Here is a 25986-nt window from a genome sequence, read left to right on the forward strand (position 1 = left end):
AGTTATTTCAACGATAAGGCGTTTTGCATATTACCATGTTCTAATCAGTGAACAATACCACACAGGATGGGGAATTTTACTTTCTTTTTGGTAGCTTGTGTTGAATAGGGGTATGTATAGCAACTGTGGATGCATTACGTTTTTTCTCTAAATATCCTAAATAGATAAATAATGCGATGCCTATTACTATAACAACTAGACTTGTCATTTGAGCAGATTTTAAACCTAATGTAAGGTTAACATAATCGCCGCGCAAAAATTCAAGACAGAACCGCGCTGCAGAATATAAAATTGCATATAATACGAATACTTGTCCTTTGGCATGTTTAAAAGAACTAAAAAGTAGTAACACAACGAAGATGAGAACATCGATTTGCCCTTCCCAGACTTCTGCAGGCCACAATGGTTGGTTGCCATAGGTGCGATATGCTAAGGTACTTTCAGGATAGAGAATACCGAAATTACCACCTGTAGGATGACCGAAGGCATCGCCATTAAATAGATTTGCCATTCGTCCTACAGACTGAGCTAAAATTAGCGCTGGTGCAAAGATGTCTGCAAAGGCCCAAAAATCGATGTTATGCTTTTTTAAATACCAATATCCAGCAAGAGTGCCAAGTACAACACCACCTTGAATGGCCATACCACCTTGCCAAACAAAAGGGATTTCTAACAGGTGATTACCATAATATTCCCAGTCAAAGAAAAATACATCCCATAATCTAGCACCGATGAGACCTGCAATAGCGACGGTAATAGAGAAATCAGGAATGTGCGTATGCCATCCTCGACCATCCTTTTTAAGTAAAAAATAAGCTACAGAGGCGCCAGAAATAATGGCTAATGCCAACATGACACCATAGGCTCGAATGGGAAAATCGCCGATAAAAAATAAATATTGATGCATAAAAAATCTCCTTCATACATATAGTATAACCAATTATATGGAACACTCGTAGCAGCAATATGTGCTATAGATTATAAGTACATACAAGTTATAAAGCTAGATAAAATTTAATATCTATCCTTCTTATTAAGTATGATATAATAAAGAAATTGTTATGTAAATACGCGCTTCATAGCGCATTAAATAGGAGCAAACATGTTACGTAAATTTGCTGTGGTTACAGCCTTAGCTGTTGCGACATTGTCTAGCATCACAGGCAATTCTGTAAAAGCTGAAGTATTAGTACCATTACAACAATATTTAGATACTACTACACGAAAATATGAGGCTAATCAATATAAAACTTCATATACTATATATGTACCTCAATTATCTTTAAGTGGTACCACTATCACTATTAATCCTAAGGTTATAGGGGAGCCAGTAAAATTACCAATCATTAATAAGAATGGGATAGAATATATCGATTTGGAACAGACTACACCAATGATTGGTGTTACCTATACAAAACAAAATGATTATATCCAAGTACTGCCAGCGCCACAAACCATGGAGGTGCTAAATAATAAACCTGTGCAGGGACCACTAGCATGGGCTTTTGATCCATGGCCTAATGAGGGAACCCCATACGAAGAAAAACTAAATACTAGCGGAGATAATATTATTTCCCCAAGCTGGTTTAAATTGCATAGTTTAGGTCTTGAATCTAGCCCTACTATCAATGCCGATTATGTAAAGGCCTATAAGGACAAAGGCTACCATGTATGGCCACTTATTACAAATCGTTTCGATCCTGGATTTACAAGTGGTATTTTAGCGAATGAAGCGGTATGGAAAAAATATTCTAACAATCTTATTCAATATGCATATATTTACGGTTTTGATGGGTATAATTTCGATTTTGAAAATGTAGATTATGCAGATCGTGAAAGGTTGACGAAATTCGTTGCGTACTTAGCTGATGAATTGCACAAATACAATATCCAGTCATCCATTGATGTAACTGGCTATTCTAATAGTCCTGAATGGTCTTTAGTGTACAATCGTAAGGCTTTTTCTGAAAGTGTCGATTATGTTATCCTCATGGCGTACGACGAAACATGGGCTAAAAGTACAAAAGCAGGTCCGGTAGCAAGCTATCCTTGGGTGCGTGATCACACAGAAAAAATGATTCAAGAAGTACCAAGTCATAAACTAGTTTTAGGAATTCCATTTTACATGCGATTGTGGCATGAAACAAATAACATTGCACGTGGTGAAACATTAGCGATGAAAAATACATCTCATTATTTCACAAATTATGCTGATAAAATGACATGGGATGACCAATTAAAATTACACTATCTTACCATTCCTACAGCAAATGGTAATGATCGCATTTGGTTTGAAGATAATACATCACTAGCCTTGAAATTAAAGCTTGTAAAAGAATTACAATTAGGCGGTTTTGCTGCATGGCGCAAAGGATTTGAAGATAAAAGCACTATTAGCATGATTCAAAGTACTGATTTAGGGAAAGGTATTCCTAAAACACCTTATGCAACAGTAGAAAAACCTAACCACGAATCAGTATTAAATAAATCATTGACAAAAGCAGAGCGAAAAGCTCTCGAAAAAGCGGAAAAAGAACGCATAAAAGCTGAAAAAGCGCGTATAAAAGCAGAACAAGCGGAGGCAAAACGCAAGGCGAAAGCAGAAGCTGCAGAAGCAAAACGAACAGCAAAACTAGCAGTAGAATTAGCTAAAAGAAAAGCTAAAGCTGATGCTGAAGCAGCTAAGCAAAATGCAAAAGCTAAAAAAGAAGCTATTAAGACGGATCAAAATAACTCTAATGAACAAAATAATGTCACGAATGATATGGGTGATTTAGAAACAATACCAAATATACAAGTAGTAAAGAAGTAGTAAATTGACGGTTATCTAACATAAGTAGTAAAATAATACTATTGATTAGAAATTTGAGGAGGCACCTACATGAACGAAAAATATGTAGCCCAAGATATTGAGAAAAAGTGGCAAAAGTATTGGCAGGAGAACCATACTTTTAAAACTGAATATGATGAGCATAAAGATAAATACTATGTACTAGAAATGTTCCCGTACCCATCTGGCAATTTGCATATGGGCCATGTACGCAACTATTCTATTGGTGACGTAGTAGCACGTTTCAAAAAGATGAAAGGCTTTAATGTGTTGCATCCAATGGGGTGGGATTCTTTTGGTATGCCTGCAGAAAATGCAGCTATTAAACATGGCATTGCACCTAAAACATGGACTCTCGATAACATCGAGAATATGAAATTACAACAAAAAGCATTAGGTCTTTCCTACGATTGGGACCGCGAAGTAGCTACATGTAAAGAAGATTACTATAAATGGACTCAATGGTTCTTTAGAGAATTTTACAAAAAAGGATTAGCTTATAAAAAAGAAGCAAAAGTAAACTGGTGTGAAACTTGCCATACTGTATTAGCTAACGAACAAGTTATCGATGGCCTTTGCTGGCGCTGCGATAATCCAGTAGAGAAAAAAGATTTATCCCAATGGTTCCTTCGCATTACCGATTATGCAGACCGACTCTTAGACGATCTTGATACATTGGATGGTTGGCCTCAACGAGTTAAATTGATGCAAAAGAACTGGATTGGCCGCTCTGAAGGTACTGAATTTTCTTTTGACGTACCATCTATTAATGAACGCATCTCCGTATACACCACTCGTGTAGATACGATTTACGGTGTATCTTATGTTGTATTGGCTCCAGAACATCCATATGTGGAACGACTCATCGCTAATGCGGATAATAAAGCTGAATTAGAAACTTTCATTACCCGCATGCGCAATATGAGTGATATCGATCGTACATCCACAGAAGCGCCAAAAGAAGGTATGTTCACTGGTTCTTATGCGGTAAACCCAATGTCTGGCGAACAAGTACCAATTTGGATTGCCAACTATGTGCTAGTTGATTATGGTACCGGTGCTGTTATGGGCTCTCCAGCTCACGATGAACGAGATTGGGAGTTTGCTCATAAATATAATTTACCAATCAAACCTGTTATCACTCATGATGGTGAAGTATACGATTTAGAAAAATGGCAAGAATCATACCATGAAGATGGTATCCTAATTAATTCTGGCGAATACGATGGTATCAATTCTGAAGAAGCTCGTAAAACAATTACGGCTGCGCTTCAAGAACGCGGTATCGGAGAAGGTAAAACAAATTTCCGTCTTCGCGATTGGCTCATATCCCGTCAACGCTATTGGGGCGTACCAATTCCTGTAGTATATTGCGATACTTGTGGAGAACAATTAGTGCCAGAAGAAGAATTGCCTGTCCGTCTTCCTGAGGATGTACAATTTGAGTCTGGTGCGGTGTCTCCATTGGCTACATCTGAAAGTTTCTTAAACACTACATGCCCTAAATGTGGTGGCCCTGCGCGTCGTGAAACAGATACAATGGATACATTTATCGATTCTTCTTGGTATTTCTTACGTTATACAGACGCACGCAATGACAAGGCACCATTCGATAAAAAAATCGCTAATTATTGGATGAACGTAGACCAATATATCGGCGGTATCGAACATGCTATTTTGCATTTATTGTACTCTCGTTTCTTTGTGAAAGTTATCCACGATCTTGGCCTCATTGAAGCTAATGAACCATTCCGTGGGTTATTAACACAAGGTATGGTGCTCAAAGACGGTAGTAAAATGTCTAAATCTAAAGGCAATGTGGTATCTCCAGAAGAGATTATCAATAAATACGGTGCCGATACTGCTCGTTTATTTATCTTGTTCGCAGCCCCTGTAGATCGTGACCTCGATTGGAGTGACCAAGGCGTTGAAGGTTCCTACCGTTTCTTAGGCCGTGTATGGCGCATCGTCGATGCCTACAACACAGCAGCAGAAGCAAATGTACAAGGGGAACTTTCAAAAGACGAAGTAGCATTGCGTCGTGAATTACATCGCGTTATTAAAAAAGTAACAGAAGATTTAGATAATAATTTCAACTTCAATACAGCTATCAGCGCTATCATGGAACTTGTGAATGCTATGTATGCGCACAAAGATAAAGCAGAGTCCATCAATGCTAATTTAGCTAATGAATTAACTCATAATCTCGTATTGTTGTTAGCTCCATTTACACCACATATGACAGAAGAATTGTGGCATGAATTAGGTGAAACTGAATCTGTACATACTATGAACTGGCCTACGTTTGAAGAATCTGCCCTCGTAGTAGACGAAGTAGAAGTAGTATTACAAGTAAATGGTAAAGTACGCGATAAACTAGTTGTTCCAGTAGCTATTACAAAAGAAGAACTAGAAACATTGGCAAAAGAATCTAGCCGTGTACAAGAATTTACAGAAGGTAAACAAATCGTAAAAGTTATTTATGTACCAGGTAAACTTGTAAATATCGTTGTAAAATAAGAATTGTAAATAGTGAGAGCTTTTGGTGACTAATGGTGCTAGAGTTTTCGCTATGATAGTATTCTACATACACAAAAAGCCCCTAGTACAGAGTATAGGGGCTTTTTGTATAGAAAGGTAATTATGGCAAAACGTAGTGATTATATTTCATGGGATGAATATTTTATGGGAGTAGCTATATTAGCTGCTCAACGTTCCAAAGATCCGAATACCCAAGTAGGGGCGTGTATCGTCAGCAATGATAATAAAATTTTGTCCATTGGCTATAATGGGATGCCTTTAAATTGTAGCGATGATGTATTTTCTTGGGAACGTAATACAGAAGAAGATAATAAGTATTTCTACGCTGTTCATAGCGAATTAAATGCCATATTAAATTATCGCGGTGGATCCTTAGAGGGTTCTAAAATTTACGTCACATTGTTTCCTTGTAATGAATGTGCGAAAGCCATCATTCAAAGCGGCATTAAAGCAGTAATTTATCGCGATGATTTGTATAAAGATACTAAAGAAGTACAAGCATCTAAACGAATGCTCATGACAGCAGGTGTAGCTATCATACAATACCAACCGACAGGGCGTGTTGTAAATATTATAGTGTAGTAATTCATATATTTTCTTAGCTATATAGTTGAACATACTAGAGAAAACAAGATTATCATTATGAGGAATAAAAACAGTAAAAGGACACCTTTCGGTGTCCTTTTACTGTTTTTAAGATTGTTCTTTAAGTATATTAAACTTGTAAACGCCCTTCGATCATGATGTCTACTTGTTGTCCATCTTTTGTGATGCCAAGAATGTTCATTTTTTCGTGACCAATCATAAAATCTACATGTGTCAAAGAATGATTGAGACCACGCTTTTTTAATTCGTCTTCGCTAAGTCCATCACTGTCTTTTAAGCATGTTGGATAGGCGGCGCCAATGGCTAAATGGCAAGATGCATTTTCATCGAATAATGTTTCATAGTAAATCATATTGGATTGACTAATAGGGCTATAATGGTCAACAAGGGCTACTTCACCAAGGTAGTGAGATCCTTCATCAGTTTCGATGAGCTCTTTCAAGATATCATAACCAATTTCGGCGCGGTAATCGACAATTTTACCATCTTCAAAGGTGAAGGAAAAATTATTGATTTCATTACCATGATAAATGAGTGGTTTTGTGCTTACCACGGTGCCTGTTACACCATTCCATTGCGGTGCAGAGAACACTTCTTCTGTAGGAATATTTGCATTAAAAATAGTACCATCCTTAGCAGATTCAGCGCCCCCTTGCCAAATATGACCTTCTGGTAATTGTAATAATAGATTAGTTCCGTTTTCACATGTGTAGCGTAATGCTTTTAATTCAAGATAGTTTAGTTTTTCTGTACGCTTACGCAATCTTGACATATGGTGTTTAAAGGAATCTTTCATTTCTACGCCTTCAATACGGCTCAATTTGAATAAGGTATGCCACAATTGCTCGATTTTTTCGTCATCTGAACCTTTGTAGCCAAGAAGTTCTGCCCATAAAACGGTAGGCACCGCTGCTACACACCAAGTTACAGTAGAATTCATTATGGCTGTATGATAGAAGCTAAGCACTTTATTTAAATTGCGAGAGTTTATACTAATGCGTTCCGTAGGTATACCTGCCAGGGCCTTTGGGTTAGCACTGATTAAAGATAAAAAAGCTGCTTTTTCTTCTACATACTGCTCATAGTATGTAGGAATCCATTTGGCCGGTGTTTCTAGTACTTCTTGATTTGCATATAATAAACGTTGACGTGCAATAGGGGCGTGGCGCCAGTTAATGACTACTTCTTTGGCGCCTAATTGATAGGCTTCTTCGGTGACAATAACAGCAAAATCTTTGTTGTCTACGTCTACAGAAACGACTAATGTTTGGTTTTCTTGTAAATTAACACCTGACTCTAGCAAAGTGCGTGCATACTTGCGTAATAATTCTCGATTCATAGTATCTCCTTATAGGTATATTCCTATCTATAGCTCTCTTATATTCGACATATATCTTAAAACTCCTGCAAAGGTGACTAATAGTGTCATTCGTAGGAGTTTTTTACATGTCTAGGGAAATCCCCATATAGGAGGTGACCCTATGAGACAGTTGATAAACAAATATAAGTGGATTGTAATAATCCTGTGTATTTTAGTAGGAATTTATTTCCTATGGCCTATTATATCAGATGAAGGTAGTGAAATGCCAGATACTAGAGATATAGGCTATAGTCATAATTTCAATGGACATGATAATGTTAATAGAAAAAATGAAACAGAAGAACAACAAGCAGGTATTATACATATGCAAGAGCAACAATCGACATCTACAGATATAAACAAATCACTTGTATACATAACAGGTGCTGTTCAATCCCCTGGGTTATATAAAGTACCTCAGCAAAGCTCTATAGGTGATGTTATCAAAATAGCTGGTGGAGTATTGCCTTATGGAGATGTAGAAAGCATTAATATGGCCCATAGTATTACAAGTGGTGAACATATCCATGTAGCATTTAATTTTAAAGGCAATCCAGAAACTTTATTACAACCACAAAAAATAAATATCAATACTGCATCTATTAAAGAATTAGATTCTTTGCCGGGCATAGGACCTGCTATGGCAAAACGCATCGACGAGTATAGACAGTCAAAAGGAGCTTTCACAAGCATCGAGGATATTAAGCAGGTCAAAGGTATTGGAGATGGATTATTTAAGAAAATTTGTGACAAAATTACTGTATAATACTAACATCTATTACCAACAAAATATGGTTATTACTTACTCGGAGATGGCACATACTATATTGGGGGCTATGATTTTCGGAATTCTAGGGGCATACGAAAGGCATTATCCATTATTAGATGTTAATTGGTACTGTGTGTACACATGAGTAGGGTATCTTGTATATACAGCTATAAAAATCGTTTTGCGCAGTAATGTTATAAAACAAAATAAAAGTTTATACAGTGCCGATAATGTAAATAATATACATTCTAACATGTCCTTATTTATACAATGGTTTACTACATATAAACTAGTAATTGTAACTGTATGTACTAGTATTCTATTAGGCATTATGTCTAACTACCATGTGCATAAACAAATTAATGACTATGTTGGTAACGCTCCTTTTTATAGTCATCAAGAAGGAGAGTATGTGGTTCTTGTAGATTCTCCTGCAGAGATAACAAACATAGATGGTGTGGTATATAAAAAATTAACAGCTCAATTGTTCGGTGTCACTCCCTATAAGGACACAGCAAAAAACACCTATATACAAGCTCATGGTAATTTGAAAATAACCATAGAGGAACGAGGCCCCTCTATACAGATGGGGCAATTCCTTATTATAAAGAGTACACCAAAGTCTATGTATCTTACAGAAGAGAATGGTGCTATTGACAGTCGTAGTCGCTCAATACGAAATAATATCAAAGGAAATATCTTTGGCGGTACTTATAAATTGGTATTGGCTAACGAACTACAACAATATTCAATCTCACCAGTTACGGTATATTATGCTCGTCTATTATCATTCATTGGATATATGCGACAATGGATTGAAGAGACCATGATACAACATCTATCGGACCGCACCAAATGGCTTGGGGCGTCACTAATTCTAGGTGGACATTATGGCGAATTAGGCGATGATATATTACGTCAATTTGGCTATACTGGTATTATTCATATTTTGTCCATATCTGGTTCTCACATAGCATTATTATTTTCCATGATATACGGACTATGTCGTCTTAGTCATATCAAAAAGCGGTATGCTATGATAGGTGGTATTGTTATATCTATTATGTATTGCTGTTTAGTTGGATTCAATGCGCCAGTAGTACGTTCCACTGTGATGGGTATATGTATGGCTATGGCTTATCTATTGGGGCGCCTCTATGCGGCAAAACAAGGTCTTGCTATGACAGCCATATTATTCTTGTTATATGATCCATTACTTATTTTGGACATAAGTTTTCAACTATCCTTTGGTGCTACTTATGGTCTTCTTATTTTTGGCATGCCCCTCTATCGATGGTTTACTATATTGCCACCTATATTGAAAGCCCCTTTAGTGCTCAGTGTGAGTGCACAGCTTATAATGATACCATTTCAGCTCTATTATTTTCATTATCTTAGCATTGCCAGTTTGATAGCTGCTTTGGTTGTGACACCTTTACTAGATATATGTATTGTATTACTGTTTATAGCATCTATAATTAACAGTATTTTACCTATATCACTTTTATGGTTATGTATCGACATGTTATTAAAACTAGCTATTACTATTAATAGCTATATAGCCAATAATTCGATGCTTATCATTTGGATAGGGATTATGCCTTTATCATTCGTTGGCGCATATATGATAGGCCTTAATGCCTTATATATTATGTTAATTTCGTTGAAACAAAGATTCTCTGTAGGAATTCTTATTACATTATTATATTTGGTATCAATTTTGGGCATTTCCTATTCTGGTATTTACTTTAAAAACAAAACAATAGTTCATATTGTGCCTTTAAAACAGGCACATGTTATGATATTGGCTGAACCATATTATAAACGAGCCATTGTATATATTGATGCACCTGATGGCACTCCTATGAAAGCTAGTGAATATCGTATCATCAATGCTTTACATAGTGTTGGCATAATACTATCTCAAGCGAAAGTAGAGCGATTTGAAACTACTGGTCATAATAGAATTTTATACGAAAATAATATGGGAACTGTAATGATCTACAATAGACAAAGGGAAGAAAAAAAACTACAATTAAAAGACACGAAACAAACAATTTTGGTTACTGCTCAATCTCATATAGCACATCAATTAGCAGAGTCAAAAATTCTGCTATACAATGTTTATCCTACGATAAAATCAAGATTCTTTGAGCATTTTAATTTCGGAACGAAACATAATAGGGCAGAGAATCAACATATTTTACTAACTATGCCAAGAAGTGTTATGCGTGATATAGATCCAGATAGTGAACTTCTTGAATTATGGGGGTATCACTATATTCCTGATAAGATTATTTAACTAAAGGAGGGACGATTATGAGCAATGTCTATTTAGTTTATGGTAATGAATCACAGTTAGTAGAAGAAGAGAAACAGAAGTTTTTCTTAACTCATAAGAACCTTGACGTGTGCGTCCTTTCTGATGAATCAGGACCATCTAAAATATCTGAGCAATTAATGGAAGACTCTCTCTTTGGAGATGCAAAAATATTTTGTCTTGTAAATATACCTATTTTAAAAAAAGCAGGACAAAAAGATAATGAAGAATGGGCTGCATTAAGCGACTTGTTAATTAATTATACTGGTGATAATCCCCTTATTATCGTCTACCACGATATGATAGATAAACGGTTAAAGCAAAATAAAAAAATCCTAGATGCCATACCTCATAAGGAATGTAAACGTTTAGAGGGAGCGGAACTATTGATGTGGATTCGCCAATATTGCACATCTCATGGTTATACATTGACACCTGATGGTAACGACTACTTAGCACATCTCTTAGAATTATGGCAAGATGTACCAGTAGCATTTATGCGTACCGAATTTGATCGCTACTTCCTATTATTAGGGGATAGTAAAGAAATTAATCGCCAATTTCTAATGGATAACAGCAGTAATTATGGAGCGAAGAATATATTTACTTTTAAAGAAGCCCTGTTAAAACAAGATGTAAAGACATTGCTAGAATTATTTCCATTTATGTTTAGTTATAAAGAAATTGACCGTGCCATGAGTTATATTGAAGGACAATTACGTTTACAATTATTGGTTAGCGAATGTAGAGCGTCAGGGATGGGTCCTAAAGAAATAGAAAATTTTTGTAAAAGCCATGAATCTGCATTTAAACCGTACCCTATTAAATTGGCCTATGAAGCAAGCTCTCGCATATCCATCAAAGCGCTACGAGTCCTATTGAAAGGTTTATACGATGTTATCCTAGATAGTCGTACCAGCAAAGGCGATATGTGGCGTTTTAGAGATTTATGTTTAACCTATTGCGGATATAAAGGATAGAAATGAAAGTACGTTATCGTGTTGTACCAAAACAAAATACAAAACCTGCTTTCTATGTGAATTGTGAAAGCAAGCGGATTACTATACAAGCGGCAAATTCCGCATTTAAAACATTATCATCATTACAAGAGCGATTATCTGCATGGTACAAAGAGAAGAATATTTCTTTTGATAATATTCCCACTAGTAGTAATAGTGCCTGCTGCTTTTCCTGGAAACTCGATACTGAAACGGGAGAAGGTATGGATACCTATTACTATGCAGGTGGTTGCGGTGCCGGTGAGTTCATCGAAGAAGTAGAAGCGCATCGTAGAGAAGAAGAGGAACGCAATGCACCTCCGGTAGGGAAATCCTTTGATGGGGTGAATGAGGAATTCGAAGTATTTCCAGATGAACATAATGTCAAGTCTTTTGAACCTGTGGATGAAGATGAATTCTCTCCTTTTATCGATGAAGTTGAATTAGGTTATTTTGATAACTCATATATTACAGTAGAATCTAATCCTCATGGCATTACAACAGACAGAGAACAAACTCTATCTAGATCTATTTCTAATAGTCCTAAAAGCATTAGTTCTGACAGTAATAATACTAAAATTTCAAGTAAAGGTAATGAGAAATATCCTCGTCGTACGCCAAAGGATTTACCAACAGAAGAGGGCATGATATTAGGTCCTCGTATTGAAGGTATTACATCACAAATTATGGGGATTGGTGATACACCAAGCGTTATTTTTGAAGGTGTTTTTGTAGGCTTAGACAAACGAGATACGCGCACAGGCAAGTCTATCGTTACTGGTAGCATCGTAGATGATACTAATAGTATTAAATTTATTAAATTTACAAATAGTCCAGAAGAAGGCGCTGATTTATTAAAAACCTTAAAAGGATTAACTAGAGTACGCATACAAGGCAGTGTTAGTTTCGATGATCGATTTGAAAAGAAATATATTTTATCCATTCGCAGCATTGAAGCATTGCCAGATAATCGGATAGAACGCACTGAGTGTCGCGATGATTCTCGCGTAGAATTACATTTACATACGAAGATGAGTGATAAAGATGCTCTTGTATCTGTAAAAGACCTCTTTAAAACAGTAAAAAAATGGGGCCATCCAGCAGTAGCAATTACTGATCATGGTGTAGTCCAAGCATTTCCAGAAGCACAGGCCTTGGGAAAAGAACTAGGTGTTAAGGTTATTTACGGCGTAGAAGCTTATTTGGTGGATGATGAGGAGTTAGAACACGAATTATCTTTAGACATAGTAAAACGAAAAGACGAAGCACCACGTTACCATATTATTTTATTAGCTAAAAATATGGTAGGTCTCCGTAATCTATATAAAATGATTTCCATCTCCCACTTGGAATACTATAAACGAAGACCGCGTTTGCCACGTTCCGTCATTGAAGAACACCGCGAAGGCATTATCATCGGCTCTGCTTGTGAAGCAGGAGAGTTGATGCAAGCTATTGTAAAACAAGCAAGTAAAGAAGAATTATTAACTATCGCCTCCTTTTATGATTATTTGGAAATTCAACCACATACAAACAATAACTTCTTGGTAAGAAAAGGTTTAATGCCTGATGAGCAAGCCCTTATCGATATGAACCTTACCGTCATAGAGCTCGGTGAAGCATTAAATAAACCTGTTTGTGCTACTTGTGATGTTCATTATTTACATCCAGAAGAAAAGATTTATCGAGAAATTATGCTCACCGCTTCTGGCTATACAGATGCTCATGAACAACCGGATTTACATTTGCGTACTACAGATGAAATGTTGGACTCCTTCCCATACTTGAGTAAAGAAAAAGCATACGAAGTTGTAGTTACAAATACTCGCGCTATTAATGACAGCATCGATGAAATCAAACCTGTACCAGATGGAACATATTCTCCTAAAATCGAAGGTGCTGACGAAGCTTTTACAGATATGTGTTATAAAAATGCTAAAGCTATATATGGTGATCCTTTGCCACGAGTGGTACAAGAGCGTCTTGATTATGAACTAGACTGTATTATCAGCAATGGTTACGGTGTTTTGTATTATATTGCTCACAAATTAGTAAAAAAATCCCTTGATGATGGATATCTAGTTGGTTCTCGTGGTTCTGTAGGCTCCTCATTTGCGGCTACCATGTCTGAAATTACAGAAGTAAATCCTTTGCCTCCTCACTACGTATGCCCCAAATGTAAATGGTCTGAATTTTACGAAAAAGGGGAATACGCAGGCGGCTTCGACTTACCCCGTCGGGATTGCCCTAATTGTGGACACCATTTAGAAACGAATGGACACGACATTCCGTTTGCTATTTTCCTTGGCTTTGAAGGTGATAAAGTGCCAGATATTGATTTAAATTTTTCTGGTGATTATCAAGCAAAAGCTCACAAATACACGGAAGAGTTGTTTGGCCGTGACAATGTATTTAAAGCTGGTACTATTGGTACTATTGCAGATAAAACTGCCTTTGGCTATGTAAAAAAATATGCTGAAATTAAAGGTATTCAAGCGGAAAATGGATATCTTGAACATTTGGCTAAAGGGTTTACTAATGTAAAAAATACCACCGGTCAACATCCAGGAGGTATCATGGTTTGCCCTCGTGATATGGATGTACATCATTTTACGCCCATACAACATCCAGCCAATAAGAAGGAAAGTGGTGTATTAACTACACATTTTGACTATCACTCCATTGAGGGTCGTATGACCAAGCTTGATATTCTAGGTCATGATGATCCGACCATCATTCGCATGTTAGAGGATTTAACAGGTATCGATGCGAAAACCATACCATTTGATGATCCAAAAACATTGAGTTTATTCTCTTCTACAGAAGGAATTGGTTTAACACCAGAACAATTACAAGGTGACCAAGTAGCCAGCTTGGCAGTACCAGAATGTGGTACGAAATTTGTACGAGGTATGCTGGAAGATTCTCGACCTCAAACATTTTCCGACTTAGTGCGTATTTCTGGTTTTTCTCATGGTACGAATGTATGGTTAGATAATGCACAAGATCTCATAAAAAATGGTACTTGTAAACTAAACGAAGCCATTTCTACCCGTGACGACGTAATGAACTTCCTCATCCATCGTGGCATGAATAAAAAGAATAGTTTCTTCGTCATGGAAAATGTACGTAAAGGGAAAGGCATAGAAAAACGGAATAAACAAGGGGAAGCAACGACGAATTTTGAACAAGAAATGAGAGATAACAATATTCCAGATTGGTTTATCGACTCTTGTAAAAAAATCTCCTATCTATTCCCTCGTGCCCATGCGGTGGCTTATGTAATGATGGCATTCCGCATTGCGTGGTTTAAGGTATATCATCCATTAGCATTTTATGCAGCCTATTTTTCAATTCGTGCGAAAGCTTTTGACCTTCGTATCATGACTGGTGATCTAGGTGTGCAAATGCGTGAATTTAACCGTATTAAAGCATTAGATAGAGCAGCCAGCCCTAAGGATAAAGATTTAATGTCTGCATTAGAAGTTTCTATGGAAATGTACCAACGTGGCTATCGTTTTATTAATGTAGATATTCAGCATTCCTGTGCACGACGGTTTAGCATAAAAGATGGTGCCTTATTACCGCCATTTCTTGCTATTGATTCATTAGGTGAAAAAGTGGCAGATGCTATTGTTGAAGAACGAGAAGAGAAACCGTTCACATCTTTAAAAGACATGCAGCGACGATGCAAAATTTCTAATACCATCATTGAAATCATGAAAGAACTTAAATGCTGTGGCGACTTGCCAGAAGATGAGCAAATGTCACTATTTGGATAAATGAGGACGATTACGAAGATAACTATTACCGATAGTTGTTATATTGCATAACACCGATAAAGGTGGTATGATTATTACATAAGAAAATATGATGAGTCTTTGGGGATAGGTGAAACTCCTTACCGGCGGTATAGTCCGCGAGCCTTATAGGTATGAATCGGTGTAATTCCGATACCGACAGTAAAGTCTGGATGAGAAAAGACAAGGTAGCGTATATACATTTTGTATATGCTTATATATAATGACCCAAAGGACTATGCAAATAGTCCTTTTTTTATTGAGGTATTATGATGAACGACGAAATATATATGAAACGAGCCATTGCATTGGCAATGTTGGCTACAGGACATACATCGCCTAATCCTTTAGTCGGTGCCGTCGTAGTAAAAGATAATACAATCATCGGTGAAGGGTATCATCACAAGGCGGGGGAACCGCACGCTGAGGTACATGCCTTAAATCAAGCAGGTGCTAATGCAAAGGGTGCCACCCTATATGTAACCCTTGAACCTTGTGCCCATTACGGTAAAACACCGCCCTGTGCCAAACGTGTAATTACTTCTGGTATTAGTCGTGTCGTCATCGGCAGTACAGATTCAAATCCACTAGTAGCGGGCAAAGGTATTCGTATGTTAAAAGAGGCGGGGATAAAAGTAGATACTGGTGTATGTGAAATAGAATGCATTAATTTAAACGAAGCGTTTTTTACTTATATCCAAACAGGTAAGCCTTTTGTAACAATTAAAAGTGCCATGTCCTTAGATGGCAAAATTGCCACCTATAATGGAGAATCTCAATGGATTACAAACGATACAGCTCGTAAAGATGGTCACATATTGCGTGCTACTCACGATGCTATGTTAGTTGGTATTGGCACCATATTGGCAGATGATCCACTACTGAATTGCCGATTGTCTAATGATGAGTTAGAAACTGCGCTTATCGGTAAAAAATTAGAAAATATATTGAACACTAATGAGTTGCAAGAACAGCAATACATCGCTGACCATCATAAATTGGGAGATGCCTATCACATGAATATCCACCAACCAGATGTCATCATCCTCGATAGCCAAGGTCGGACGCCATTAGATGCGAAGATATTTACCGTACCGCATCGCAAGATTCACATCTTTGTAAGTGCAGGATGCTCCGAAAAACGGCGACAAGCATTGACAAATAAAGGTGCCATCGTTCACGAAATCGATAGTGTGTCCACACGGCAGAGCCGTAAAACAGATGTGATGGTAGATATTAAGAAATTATCGATACCGCAGCTGCTGAGCACATTAGGTAAGTTAGGATATACATCCATCCTCGTGGAGGGGGGATCTACCATCATTAGTTCCTTTGTGGAGTCACAGTCCTTTGATAAAATCATTACCTATATTGGCAATCTTATTATCGGTGGTGTTGATGGTACACCTGCGGTAGGAGGCAAAGGTTTTGGTACATTACAAGAAACACCTGAACTGACTTTCACAAAAACAAATATTATAGATAACAACATTCGCATAGAAGCATATCGTACAGGAAGGGAGGGGCGCTATGTTTACAGGCATAATTGAGGAAATCGGCCGTATTGTGAGCATAAAAAAAGGCCCTCAATCCTTAGTACTCACCATCGGTGGCAATATTATTTTTAGCGATTTAAAAATCGGCGATTCTGTAGCTGTTAACGGCGTTTGCTTGACTGCAACCACCATTGGTAACAAGCAATTTACAGCCGATGTTATGCCTGAATCTATTAGCATGACTACTTTCACCAATTTGAAAGTAAACCAACCAGTTAATTTAGAACGGGCGATGATTGCGAACGGTCGTTTTGGCGGTCATATCGTGGCTGGTCACGTTGATGGCACAGGACGTGTAACGAATATAGAACGTAAAGATAATGCCGTTATTTTTACCATAGCTGCACCAAAGTCGGTGATGGATTATATTATTTACAAAGGATCTATCGCTATCGATGGTATTAGTTTAACTATTATGAATCGTACGGAAAATACTTTTTCAGTATCTATCATTCCTCATACATTAGGGGAAACTGTGCTAAGCAATGCCAATATCGGTACAGAGGTAAATCTCGAAACCGATATTGCAGGCCGATACATTCGACATTTTATGAATTTAGGTTCTGCAGATGACCAATATAGTAAAGAACAAACTAGTAAGTCTACAAAGTCCATGGAATCCCTCTTAATAGAGAATGGATTTATGTAAAAGGAGGACACCATGAGTTATACATTAAATAGCATTGAAGAAGTGCTTCAAGATTTATGCAAAGGTAAACCCGTTATTATCGTAGATGATGAAAGTCGTGAAAATGAAGGGGATTTGATTATTGCCGCAGAATTTGCTACCCAAGAAAATATCAATTTTATGGTTAAATACGCACGCGGTATCGTATGTACCCCGATGCGTCGTGAAGCATTAGAGAAATTAGGCATTCCTGCAATGGTAGCCAAAAATACGGATAATCATGAAACGGCCTTTACTGTAACTATAGACCATGTAGATACTACAACAGGTGTTTCGCCTGCCGAACGGGCCTACACGATTCAAAAACTACTAGATCCTACTGCAAAACCAGATGATTTCCGTCGACCTGGACACGTATTCCCATTAGTATACAAAGAAGGTGGCGTTCTCGTTCGCCAAGGCCATACAGAAGCATCCATTGATCTTTGTCGTTTAGCAGGCTTACAAGAGGCTGCCGTTATTTGTGAAATTACTAATGACGATGGTTCTATGTCTAGAATGCCAGACCTCGTTGCGTTTGCAAAAGAACATGATTTAAAAATCGCCTCCGTTGCAGAGCTCATTGAATACCGTAAACTACATGAAGATATGGTAGACCTTGGCGCGTGCTCCAAATTGCCGACTAAATTTGGTAATTTCAATATCTTCGTATTTAAAAACGATTTAGATCATAAAGAGCATTTAGCTATCGTTAAAGGGGATGTACAAAATTGTGACGATGTGCTCGTCCGTATTCATTCCGAATGTTTAACTGGTGATGTGTTCGGATCTAAACGCTGTGATTGCGGTGAACAATTAGATCACGCCCTTCGCGCTATCGAAAAAGAAGGTAAAGGTGTTGTGGTGTATATGCGCCAAGAAGGCCGTGGTATTGGTTTAACAAATAAAATCAAAGCTTATGCATTACAAGAACAAGGTCTCGATACGGTAGAAGCAAACGAACAACTCGGGTTCCCTGCGGATATGCGTGAATATTCTTTAGCAGCGCAAATCATTCGTTACCTTGGTATTAAAAGCATTCGTTTATTGACGAATAATCCAGAAAAACGACATGGTTTAGAACATTGGGGCATCGATGTACACAGCCGCGTACCGCTTATCGTGGCAGCGAATAAATTCAATGCTGGCTATTTGAAAACTAAAGAAGAAAAAATGGGGCATATGTTAGAAGACTAATATATACACGTATCATTAATTATTTATTCAAAATCTATAGGCGCCTATTTAGTCAGTCTTTAACTATAGATTTTAAATGTAAATCGCATAGATAATAGGAATATAAGATATTTAACATGTCCATAGTAACCTATGGATAAGGAGGCTATAACAATGATGGTTCAAGAAGGTAATTTATTAGGTACTGGTAAAAAATTTGCCATAATCGGTTCTCGTTTCAATGAATTCATTACGACAAAATTAATCGGTGGTGCAGAAGACTGCTTATTGCGTCACGATGTGAAAGCAGAAGATATTACTACCATCTGGGTACCTGGTGCTTATGAAATCCCATTGATTGCAAAAAAAGCGGCTTTATCTGGTCGTTATGATGCAATTATTTGCGTAGGTGCCGTAATTCGTGGCGCTACTACACATTACGATTACGTATGTAATGAAGTAGCTAAAGGCATTGCTCACGTATCTCTAGAAACTGGTATTCCTGTTATGTTCGGTGTTGTTACTACAGAAAATATTGAACAAGCCATCGAAAGGGCTGGTACTAAAGCAGGTAACAAAGGTTATGATTGCGCTATGGGTGCTATCGAAATGGTCAACCTTATCGACCAAATCTAACTATTAAAGGATGATATAAATGGATTATATTAAACGTTTTACCACTCGTGAAGGTGTCCGTATGTCTGTAGCAGTCACTACAAATACGGTTGAAACAGCGCGTGTACGCCACGATTTATGGCCTGTAGCAACGGCTGCACTAGGTCGTGCCATGACAGGGGCTTTATTATTAGCTGGTGATTTTAAAAATCATGAAAATGTAAGCCTTCGCATCAAAGGCGATGGACCGTTGGGTGTTGTTCATGTAGATGCATTTTCGGATAACACTGTTCGCGGATATGTAGATGAACCGCATGTAGATGTGCCATTAAAATACGCAGGGAAACTCGATGTAGGTGCTGCAGTAGGTCACAATGGTGAAGTACAAGTTACAAGATTCACTCAATTGGCACAAGACTATACTTCTACCAGCCCTATTCAAAGTGGAGAAGTAGCAGAAGATTTAGCATACTATCTTTATGCTTCTGAACAAGTACCATCTACCATTAGTTTAGGCGTTCTAGTTGATTCTGACTACCATACGGTGGTAGCCGGAGGCTTTATTGTACAAGCTATGCCCGATGCTACAGATGAAGCATTAGCATTAGTAGAAAAAAATATAAATCATTTAGGGCCTGTTACAGAATATTTAAAAACTCATCCAAATGGGGAAGGTTTAGTAGAAAAAGTGCTTAATGGCATGACGATTAATGAAGTATACAACGAACCAGTGGAGTTCAAATGCCGTTGTGGTCGCGACCGTTTTGCTGCTGTTCTTATGACCCTTCGTGAGGACGACAAAAAAGCAATCCTAGAAGATGAAACAACTGAACTTGTGTGTCACTATTGCAATGAAATATATCATTTCAGTCAAGAAGAACTACAAGATATGTTTAAACCAAAAGGAGTAGTGTCTTAATCTTTTACAAATATATATTATTTAGTTAGTCAACAATAATTCAGCTAGTCATATGATGAAATTATAAAATAGATATAGCTAGATAAAACATACAAGCTATAGGCTTTTTCTATAGCTTGTTTTTGTATTTTGTGAGAAAATGTATAGATAAGATGTATTTATTTAGGAGGTCATTATGAGTGCAATTGGTGTAATAGGTGGCACTGGTGTATACGATCCGTCTATTTTTGAAAATATTCATGAAGAATCTTTAATGACGCCATATGGCGAAATTGATTATGTACAAGGTACATATAATGATAAAACAGTTATTTTTGTAGCACGTCATGGCAAGGATCATACTATACCACCTCATAAAATCAATTATCGTGCCAATATTTGGGGTTTAAAAAAACTAGGCGTTCGTTTCATTATTTCTACCACAGCCGTAGGGTCTTTAAATGAAACATTTAAACCTGGTCATTTTGTATTAACAGATCAATTCCTTGATTTTACTAAGAACCGCATCACTACTTTCTACGAAGGTGGCGATCGTCCTGTAGCACATTTAGATGTAACCAACCCATATTGCCCTGAATTACGTACCATTATCGAGTCTGTAGGGAAACAACAAGACCTTCATATCCATAATGGTGGCACCTATGTTTGTACAGAAGGTCCTCGTTTCGAAACACCAGCGGAAATTAAAATGTTCCACATGCTCGGCGGTGACACAGTAGGGATGACAAATGTGCCAGAAGTAAATCTCGCCAACGAAGCGGAAATAGCGTATACAACTATATCTATGATTACAAATTACGCTGCAGGTATTTCTGAAAGTTCTTTAACACACGCAGAAGTAGTTGATATGATGAGTGAAATGGCATCTCAATTGAAATTATTAATCCTCGGTACCATCGATGCTATCGATATAAATGCGGATTATGATGCACATCATCGCATGGCTGAATACGGCGGATTTAAATTATAGTACTGCTCCTTCTATATGTTTTTATAGCCTAATCTATCTCTCTCTCTATATATAGATATTGTTTATATATTAGGTTATGAATTATATGTATCAATATATCTAGGAGGGTTTATGAAGAATATAGAATGGCGTAATGAAACGCTAATATTATTGGATCAAACTAAATTACCTACAGAAGTAGAATATATCCATTGCACTGATTGGCGTCAAGTAGCTGAGGCCATCAAAATGCTTCGCGTTCGTGGGGCACCGGCTATCGGTGTTGCCGCTGGATACGGTCTCATTTTAGCAGCTCGTGAGACAAGTACTAATGATTTGCCATTTAACGAGCAGCTTTCAGAATTTTATGAATTCGCAGAAATTTTAAAAGAAACACGTCCTACTGCTATTAACTTGGCATGGGCTGTAAATCGTATATTGTCTATGGTGAAAGCTAGTGCCTTTACCTCTATGTCTGATATAATTACTGCTATCACTAAAGAAGCAGAAATAATCCACAAAGAAGATATAGAACTTAATACGCGTATGGCTAATCATGGAGCTAGCCTATTTGAAGGGCAGCAACAAATACGTATTTTAACGCATTGTAATGCAGGTGCCCTTGCTACTGGAGGTTTAGGTACTGCTCTCGGTGTTATCCGCAAATTACACAGCAATGGACAGCTAGCAATGGTCTATGCCGATGAAACGAGACCATTGTTACAAGGATCACGACTAACTGCTTTTGAATTACACGAGGATGGTATTCCTGTTACTTTAGAAACCGATAATATGGCAGCTTATGCTATGCAACAAGGTTTAATTGACGCTGTCATTGTAGGTGCCGATCGTATTACAACAAAAGGTGATGTAGCTAATAAAATTGGCACCTATGGTTTGGCAGTATTAGCGAAGGCACATAATATTCCATTTTATGTAGCTGCACCATACAGTACATTTGATTTTACTATGGCAGATGGTAGGAATATTCCTATCGAAATGCGCAGTGATGATGAAGTACTTTCATTTCAAGGTGTACCATCAGCACCAACAGGTATTAAGGTGTTAAATCCTGCCTTTGATGTAACGCCACATGAACTGATATCAGCCATCATCACAGAAGAGGGCGTATTACAACCAAATTATGAAATGTCTATTAAACAATTGCAAGATTCAGTTAATAAACGATAATATAGTAGTCGCAAAGGAGATAGTATGCAATCTTTAATTAAAGATATTAATTTAGCCTCAGAAGGTCGCAAAAAAATCGATTGGGTTTCCAATTTTATGCCTACCCTTAACGATTTAGGGGACCGTTTTGAAAAAGAACAAACTTTCAAAGGACAAACCATTGTTGTTAGTGTTCATTTAGAAGCGAAAACTGCATATTTAGCAACAGTTCTACAACGCGGTGGGGCTGATGTTATCGTAACAGGTTCAAACCCATTATCCACACAAGATGACGTAGCTGCAGGGCTTGTCGATATGGGCCTTACCGTATACGCATGGTATGATTGTACAGATGAAGAATATTTCATGTTCCTCAACAAAGCATTAGATCATAAACCTCATATCATCATCGATGACGGTGGTGATCTTGTAAATCTATTACATACTACACGGACAGACGCTAAAGAACGCCTCATCGGTGGTAGCGAAGAAACTACTACAGGTGTACATCGCTTATATGCATTAGAAAATGCTAAACAATTAACGTTCCCTATGATTGCTGTAAACGATTCATATTGTAAATATTTATTCGATAACCGTTATGGTACAGGTCAATCCGTATGGGATGGCATCATGCGTACTACAAACCTCACTGTAACAGGTAAAAACGTAGTTGTTGCCGGTTATGGCTGGTGTGGTAAAGGCGTAGCAATGCGCGCTAAAGGACTTGGCGCTCATGTATATGTAACAGAAGTAGACCCAATTAAAGCTATCGAAGCTGTATTCGATGGTTTCAAAGTATTACCTATGATTGAAGCAGCAAAAGTAGGCGATATTTTCTGTACTGTTACAGGCTGTAATGATGTTATCGTAAAAGAACATTTTGAAGTAATGAAAGACAAGGCTATTCTTTGTAACGCTGGTCACTTTGATTGTGAAGTTAATGTAAAGGATTTAGAAGAACTTGCTGTAAGCCACGAACGAGTACGTCAAAATATCGAAGGCTATGCAATGGCTGATGGTCGCAAATTATATGTTCTCGCTGAAGGTCGTTTAGTAAATCTTGCAGCAGGCGATGGTCATCCTGCAGAAATCATGGATTTATCCTTCGCTATGCAAGCATTGGCAGCAGAACACATCTTACATAATGGCAAAAACATGGAACCAAAAGTATATGTATTGCCACATGAATTAGATGCAGAAATCGCAAAATTAAAACTTAATTCCATGGGTTACGATTTAGATACATTGACACAAGAGCAAATCGATTATCTTACAAAAGTAAACTAAGACATTATAATCTAAGTTCACCATAGATATATGATATGTATACATATGGCTTGCTTTACACCCTATACATATAAGCTAACCGAGCCATTGGCTCGGTTATAGCTATAGAAGGAGTTATTATGTGCGATTTATTAATTACCCATGTAGATGTACTGACACCAACAGGGGTACAAAAGAATCATGCCATTTCTATTGAAAATGGTTATATTACATCCATCATGACCAATACAGAGTCAGAACAAGCTAAATCAAATGCTAAGAATGTGTTAGATGGCAAAGGGCAATTGGCTGCACCTGGACTAATAAATACCCATACACATATTGCGATGGGCTTATTCCGTAACTATGCAGACGATTTAGAGCTCATGGATTGGTTAGAAACTGCTATTTGGCCAACAGAGGCAAAATTAAACGATGAATATGTGAAATACGGTACCCAATTAGGCATTGCAGAAATGCTTCGTTCTGGTACTACCACATTTAGCGATATGTATTTCTTCATGAATACCACTGCGGAGATGGTGAAAGAAACAGGCATTCGTGCCGTATTATCTCGCGGTCTTGCAGGTGTATCTCCTACAGCAGATCAAGCTCTACTAGAAAATGCGGAATTATTCCATCAATATAATGGTTTTGATAATGACCGAATCAAGGTTCTTATAGGACCACATGCACCATATACATGCCCAGACGCATATATGGAAAAGGTTATCGCCTTATCTCATGAATTAAATGCAGGTATTCATATGCACTTGTCCGAAACGAAAGGGGAAGTGGAAAATGTAGTGAAAGCAACAGGTAAAACACCAATTGCTCATATGCATGAATTAGGTTTATTCTGGAATACTACATTAGCGGCTCATTGTGTGCACGTTACAGACGAAGATATGGATATTATGGCAACTAACAATGTGGCTGTAGCACACAATCCGCAGTCTAATCTTAAATTAGCTAGCGGCATTGCACCGGTTCCAGAAATGATTGCAAAGGGCATCACTGTAGGTCTCGGCACAGATGGTTCCGCATCTAATAATAATGCAGATATGCTAGAAGAGGTACGCTTAGCTGCTACTTTACACAAAGCACGTTTGTACGATCCAAAGGCTATCCCGGCAGAAGTAGCATGGAATATGGGCACCGTAGAAGGGGCGAAAGCTTTAGGGTACAAAGACCTTGGCGTATTACAAGAAGGATATCGTGCAGATATAGTTCTCTATGATGTGTCTGGTATGCATTGGATGCCTCGTTACAACGACTTATCAGCCCTTGTGTATTCAGCTAACAGCTCTGATGCAAATACAACTATCGTTGGTGGCAAGGTTCTTATGCAAAATAGAGAACTGTTAACTATTGATGAAGAAAAATTACGTGCTGAAATCAGTAAGGCACAAGAATTCTTTAAAAGTTAAATCCAAGCTATACACTAACAAATGTAAGCTATAAGCTAGCAATTTAATAGGCTATAAACTAGCAATCCAATAGAATGTAAATATAAAACCCACTCCTATGAGAAGTTACATGATGATGTGTGATTAGTTATCATCAACATACATATAACTTCCCAATAGAGTGGGTTTATTTCATAATGGTATATATTATTTAACAGCCTTAACCAAAAACATAGGTACAGGAATGTAAAATTCATCTTCCTCAGCATAAATACGAGAGCCTACGGTGCTATCGATAGTGACAGTAGCGCCCATATTTTCTAATAGTACTTTGTCCCATGTAGGGCGATCGGTGCTACTAATGGAAAGCATATGGTAGATAGTATGGCATTTATCTAATAAATCAGGTTTAATATGTTCGTGTGCATGATGCACAGATTGTGGTAGATGATGGTGATTTTTAGCGTGTTCTGCATCATAATTTAAGAGTATGCCACCAGGTTTAAGCACGCGAAGCCATTCCTTATAAGCTTCATCAGGATGAGGTAAATTCCACGTTACATTTCTAGCCACAACCACATCGAAGTAGTTTGTGTCAAAATCCAACTTCTCTGCATCCATAACTATGAATTCAACGTTGCTATTAACGGAGTAAGCCAATAATTTTGACTCCTCAATCATGTTCGGTGTAATGTCGATGCCTGTCACAGTATGACCTAACTGTGATAAAATAATACTAAAAAAGCCAGCGCCACAACCGATATCTAAAATACGCAAGCTTTCATTTTGACCTATGTGCTGCAACAATTCATCACGCCACAATATGAGCTTAGGGCTCTGTAATTCTTTTTCTCGAAGACGTCGAAAATCCTCAGCCCGTTCTGTCCAATATGATGTAATAAATGTTTTGTCATCCTCCTTAGGATGAATGATATGATTAAATAAATCGTTCATACTATCTCCTCATAATGCATAATATGTTAATAGTAACATAATTACTAATGTAATACCATAGAGGATAACATTGTGAAC

General features: G+C 37.5%; 19 protein-coding genes and 1 riboswitch. Of the genes, 16 read left to right on the plus strand and 3 right to left on the minus strand.

What is annotated here, in order from left to right; all coding sequences use genetic code 11:
* Nucleotides 1–76: 76 nt before the first annotated feature.
* Nucleotides 77–907 (minus strand): prolipoprotein diacylglyceryl transferase, encoded by an 831-nt coding sequence (lgt, locus tag EO120_RS00845; protein WP_127133615.1) that lies wholly within the window; start codon nucleotides 905–907, stop codon nucleotides 77–79.
* 195 nt (nucleotides 908–1102) lie between these two features.
* Here lgt and EO120_RS00850 point away from each other — a divergent pair, with 195 nt between their 5' ends.
* The 3 genes from EO120_RS00850 to EO120_RS00860 all read left to right on the plus strand — a co-directional run bounded on the left by EO120_RS00850 (nucleotide 1103) and on the right by EO120_RS00860 (nucleotide 5953).
* Complete coding sequence (locus tag EO120_RS00850) at nucleotides 1103–2812, plus strand: glycosyl hydrolase family 18 protein (protein ID WP_127133616.1); 1710 nt, start codon at nucleotides 1103–1105, stop codon at nucleotides 2810–2812.
* Nucleotides 2813–2881: 69 nt separating this feature from the next.
* Complete coding sequence (gene leuS, locus EO120_RS00855; protein ID WP_127133617.1) at nucleotides 2882–5350, plus strand: leucine--tRNA ligase; 2469 nt, start codon at nucleotides 2882–2884, stop codon at nucleotides 5348–5350.
* A gap of 123 nt (nucleotides 5351–5473) precedes the next feature.
* Complete coding sequence (locus tag EO120_RS00860) at nucleotides 5474–5953, plus strand: deoxycytidylate deaminase (RefSeq protein ID WP_127133618.1); 480 nt, start codon at nucleotides 5474–5476, stop codon at nucleotides 5951–5953.
* A 133-nt stretch (nucleotides 5954–6086) separates the two neighbouring features.
* On the opposite strand, the gene EO120_RS00865 is transcribed toward EO120_RS00860, so the two are convergent.
* Nucleotides 6087–7316 (minus strand): aminopeptidase, encoded by a 1230-nt coding sequence (locus EO120_RS00865; protein ID WP_127133619.1) that lies wholly within the window; start codon nucleotides 7314–7316, stop codon nucleotides 6087–6089.
* A 142-nt stretch (nucleotides 7317–7458) separates the two neighbouring features.
* On the opposite strand from EO120_RS00865, the gene EO120_RS00870 reads away from it, so the two are divergent.
* The 13 genes from EO120_RS00870 (at nucleotide 7459) to EO120_RS00930 (ending at nucleotide 24975) form a co-directional block, all read left to right on the plus strand.
* A complete protein-coding gene (locus tag EO120_RS00870) occupies nucleotides 7459–8103 on the plus strand; it encodes a ComEA family DNA-binding protein (RefSeq protein WP_127133620.1) in 645 nt (214 codons plus the stop codon).
* 334 nt (nucleotides 8104–8437) lie between these two features.
* The gene (locus tag EO120_RS00875) at nucleotides 8438–10408 is read left to right on the plus strand and encodes a ComEC/Rec2 family competence protein (RefSeq protein WP_241234842.1); all 1971 of its coding nucleotides are present in this window, start codon (nucleotides 8438–8440) and stop codon (nucleotides 10406–10408) included.
* A 17-nt stretch (nucleotides 10409–10425) separates the two neighbouring features.
* Entirely contained in the window at nucleotides 10426–11406 is a 981-nt protein-coding gene (holA, locus tag EO120_RS00880; protein ID WP_127133621.1) for a DNA polymerase III subunit delta, read from the plus strand.
* Between the two features lie 2 nt (nucleotides 11407–11408).
* Nucleotides 11409–15206 (plus strand): PolC-type DNA polymerase III, encoded by a 3798-nt coding sequence (locus EO120_RS00885; protein ID WP_127133622.1) that lies wholly within the window; start codon nucleotides 11409–11411, stop codon nucleotides 15204–15206.
* 91 nt (nucleotides 15207–15297) lie between these two features.
* A riboswitch (FMN riboswitch) is annotated at nucleotides 15298–15413 on the plus strand.
* Between the two features lie 80 nt (nucleotides 15414–15493).
* A complete protein-coding gene (gene ribD / locus EO120_RS00890) occupies nucleotides 15494–16774 on the plus strand; it encodes a bifunctional diaminohydroxyphosphoribosylaminopyrimidine deaminase/5-amino-6-(5-phosphoribosylamino)uracil reductase RibD (protein ID WP_127133623.1) in 1281 nt (426 codons plus the stop codon).
* Nucleotides 16755–17429, plus strand: coding sequence for a riboflavin synthase (locus tag EO120_RS00895; RefSeq protein WP_127133624.1), 675 nt, complete (start codon nucleotides 16755–16757; stop codon nucleotides 17427–17429). The genes ribD and EO120_RS00895 overlap by 20 nt, the downstream gene beginning before the upstream one ends.
* A gap of 12 nt (nucleotides 17430–17441) precedes the next feature.
* On the plus strand, nucleotides 17442–18644 hold the full coding sequence (locus tag EO120_RS00900) for a bifunctional 3,4-dihydroxy-2-butanone-4-phosphate synthase/GTP cyclohydrolase II (RefSeq protein ID WP_127133625.1): 1203 nt from the start codon (nucleotides 17442–17444) through the stop codon (nucleotides 18642–18644).
* A gap of 153 nt (nucleotides 18645–18797) precedes the next feature.
* Nucleotides 18798–19259: a 6,7-dimethyl-8-ribityllumazine synthase gene (gene ribH / locus EO120_RS00905; RefSeq protein ID WP_127133626.1), complete on the plus strand. Its 462-nt coding sequence runs from the start codon at nucleotides 18798–18800 to the stop codon at nucleotides 19257–19259.
* A gap of 19 nt (nucleotides 19260–19278) precedes the next feature.
* Nucleotides 19279–20157 carry an Hsp33 family molecular chaperone HslO gene (gene hslO, locus EO120_RS00910; protein WP_127133627.1) on the plus strand — a complete coding sequence of 293 codons (879 nt, stop codon included), beginning with the start codon at nucleotides 19279–19281 and terminating at the stop codon, nucleotides 20155–20157.
* A gap of 175 nt (nucleotides 20158–20332) precedes the next feature.
* Nucleotides 20333–21127 carry an S-methyl-5'-thioadenosine phosphorylase gene (gene mtnP, locus EO120_RS00915; RefSeq protein ID WP_127133628.1) on the plus strand — a complete coding sequence of 265 codons (795 nt, stop codon included), beginning with the start codon at nucleotides 20333–20335 and terminating at the stop codon, nucleotides 21125–21127.
* Between the two features lie 111 nt (nucleotides 21128–21238).
* On the plus strand, nucleotides 21239–22297 hold the full coding sequence (gene mtnA / locus EO120_RS00920) for an S-methyl-5-thioribose-1-phosphate isomerase (RefSeq protein ID WP_127133629.1): 1059 nt from the start codon (nucleotides 21239–21241) through the stop codon (nucleotides 22295–22297).
* A 24-nt stretch (nucleotides 22298–22321) separates the two neighbouring features.
* The gene (locus EO120_RS00925) at nucleotides 22322–23566 is read left to right on the plus strand and encodes an adenosylhomocysteinase (RefSeq protein WP_127133630.1); all 1245 of its coding nucleotides are present in this window, start codon (nucleotides 22322–22324) and stop codon (nucleotides 23564–23566) included.
* A 119-nt stretch (nucleotides 23567–23685) separates the two neighbouring features.
* Nucleotides 23686–24975: an amidohydrolase gene (locus tag EO120_RS00930; protein WP_127133631.1), complete on the plus strand. Its 1290-nt coding sequence runs from the start codon at nucleotides 23686–23688 to the stop codon at nucleotides 24973–24975.
* 186 nt (nucleotides 24976–25161) lie between these two features.
* On the opposite strand, the gene EO120_RS00935 is transcribed toward EO120_RS00930, so the two are convergent.
* Nucleotides 25162–25908, minus strand: coding sequence for a class I SAM-dependent methyltransferase (locus EO120_RS00935; protein WP_127133632.1), 747 nt, complete (start codon nucleotides 25906–25908; stop codon nucleotides 25162–25164).
* Between the last annotated feature and the right edge of the window lie 78 nt (nucleotides 25909–25986).

This window comes from Veillonella caviae (assembly GCF_003992125.1).
Lineage (GTDB): Bacteria > Bacillota > Negativicutes > Veillonellales > Veillonellaceae > Veillonella > Veillonella caviae.

Excerpts from the sequence above, each read along its gene's own strand:
- lgt (WP_127133615.1), bottom strand. The coding sequence starts at position 907 with ATGCATCAATATTTATTTTTTATCGGCGATTTTCCCATTCGAGCCTAT.
- EO120_RS00850 (WP_127133616.1), top strand. The coding sequence starts at position 1,103 with ATGTTACGTAAATTTGCTGTGGTTACAGCCTTAGCTGTTGCGACATTG.
- leuS (WP_127133617.1), top strand. The coding sequence starts at position 2,882 with ATGAACGAAAAATATGTAGCCCAAGATATTGAGAAAAAGTGGCAAAAG.
- EO120_RS00860 (WP_127133618.1), top strand. The coding sequence starts at position 5,474 with ATGGCAAAACGTAGTGATTATATTTCATGGGATGAATATTTTATGGGA.
- EO120_RS00865 (WP_127133619.1), bottom strand. The coding sequence starts at position 7,316 with ATGAATCGAGAATTATTACGCAAGTATGCACGCACTTTGCTAGAGTCA.
- EO120_RS00870 (WP_127133620.1), top strand. The coding sequence starts at position 7,459 with ATGAGACAGTTGATAAACAAATATAAGTGGATTGTAATAATCCTGTGT.
- EO120_RS00875 (WP_241234842.1), top strand. The coding sequence starts at position 8,438 with ATGTCTAACTACCATGTGCATAAACAAATTAATGACTATGTTGGTAAC.
- holA (WP_127133621.1), top strand. The coding sequence starts at position 10,426 with ATGAGCAATGTCTATTTAGTTTATGGTAATGAATCACAGTTAGTAGAA.
- EO120_RS00885 (WP_127133622.1), top strand. The coding sequence starts at position 11,409 with ATGAAAGTACGTTATCGTGTTGTACCAAAACAAAATACAAAACCTGCT.
- ribD (WP_127133623.1), top strand. The coding sequence starts at position 15,494 with ATGATGAACGACGAAATATATATGAAACGAGCCATTGCATTGGCAATG.
- EO120_RS00895 (WP_127133624.1), top strand. The coding sequence starts at position 16,755 with ATGTTTACAGGCATAATTGAGGAAATCGGCCGTATTGTGAGCATAAAA.
- EO120_RS00900 (WP_127133625.1), top strand. The coding sequence starts at position 17,442 with ATGAGTTATACATTAAATAGCATTGAAGAAGTGCTTCAAGATTTATGC.
- ribH (WP_127133626.1), top strand. The coding sequence starts at position 18,798 with ATGATGGTTCAAGAAGGTAATTTATTAGGTACTGGTAAAAAATTTGCC.
- hslO (WP_127133627.1), top strand. The coding sequence starts at position 19,279 with ATGGATTATATTAAACGTTTTACCACTCGTGAAGGTGTCCGTATGTCT.
- mtnP (WP_127133628.1), top strand. The coding sequence starts at position 20,333 with ATGAGTGCAATTGGTGTAATAGGTGGCACTGGTGTATACGATCCGTCT.
- mtnA (WP_127133629.1), top strand. The coding sequence starts at position 21,239 with ATGAAGAATATAGAATGGCGTAATGAAACGCTAATATTATTGGATCAA.
- EO120_RS00925 (WP_127133630.1), top strand. The coding sequence starts at position 22,322 with ATGCAATCTTTAATTAAAGATATTAATTTAGCCTCAGAAGGTCGCAAA.
- EO120_RS00930 (WP_127133631.1), top strand. The coding sequence starts at position 23,686 with ATGTGCGATTTATTAATTACCCATGTAGATGTACTGACACCAACAGGG.
- EO120_RS00935 (WP_127133632.1), bottom strand. The coding sequence starts at position 25,908 with ATGAACGATTTATTTAATCATATCATTCATCCTAAGGAGGATGACAAA.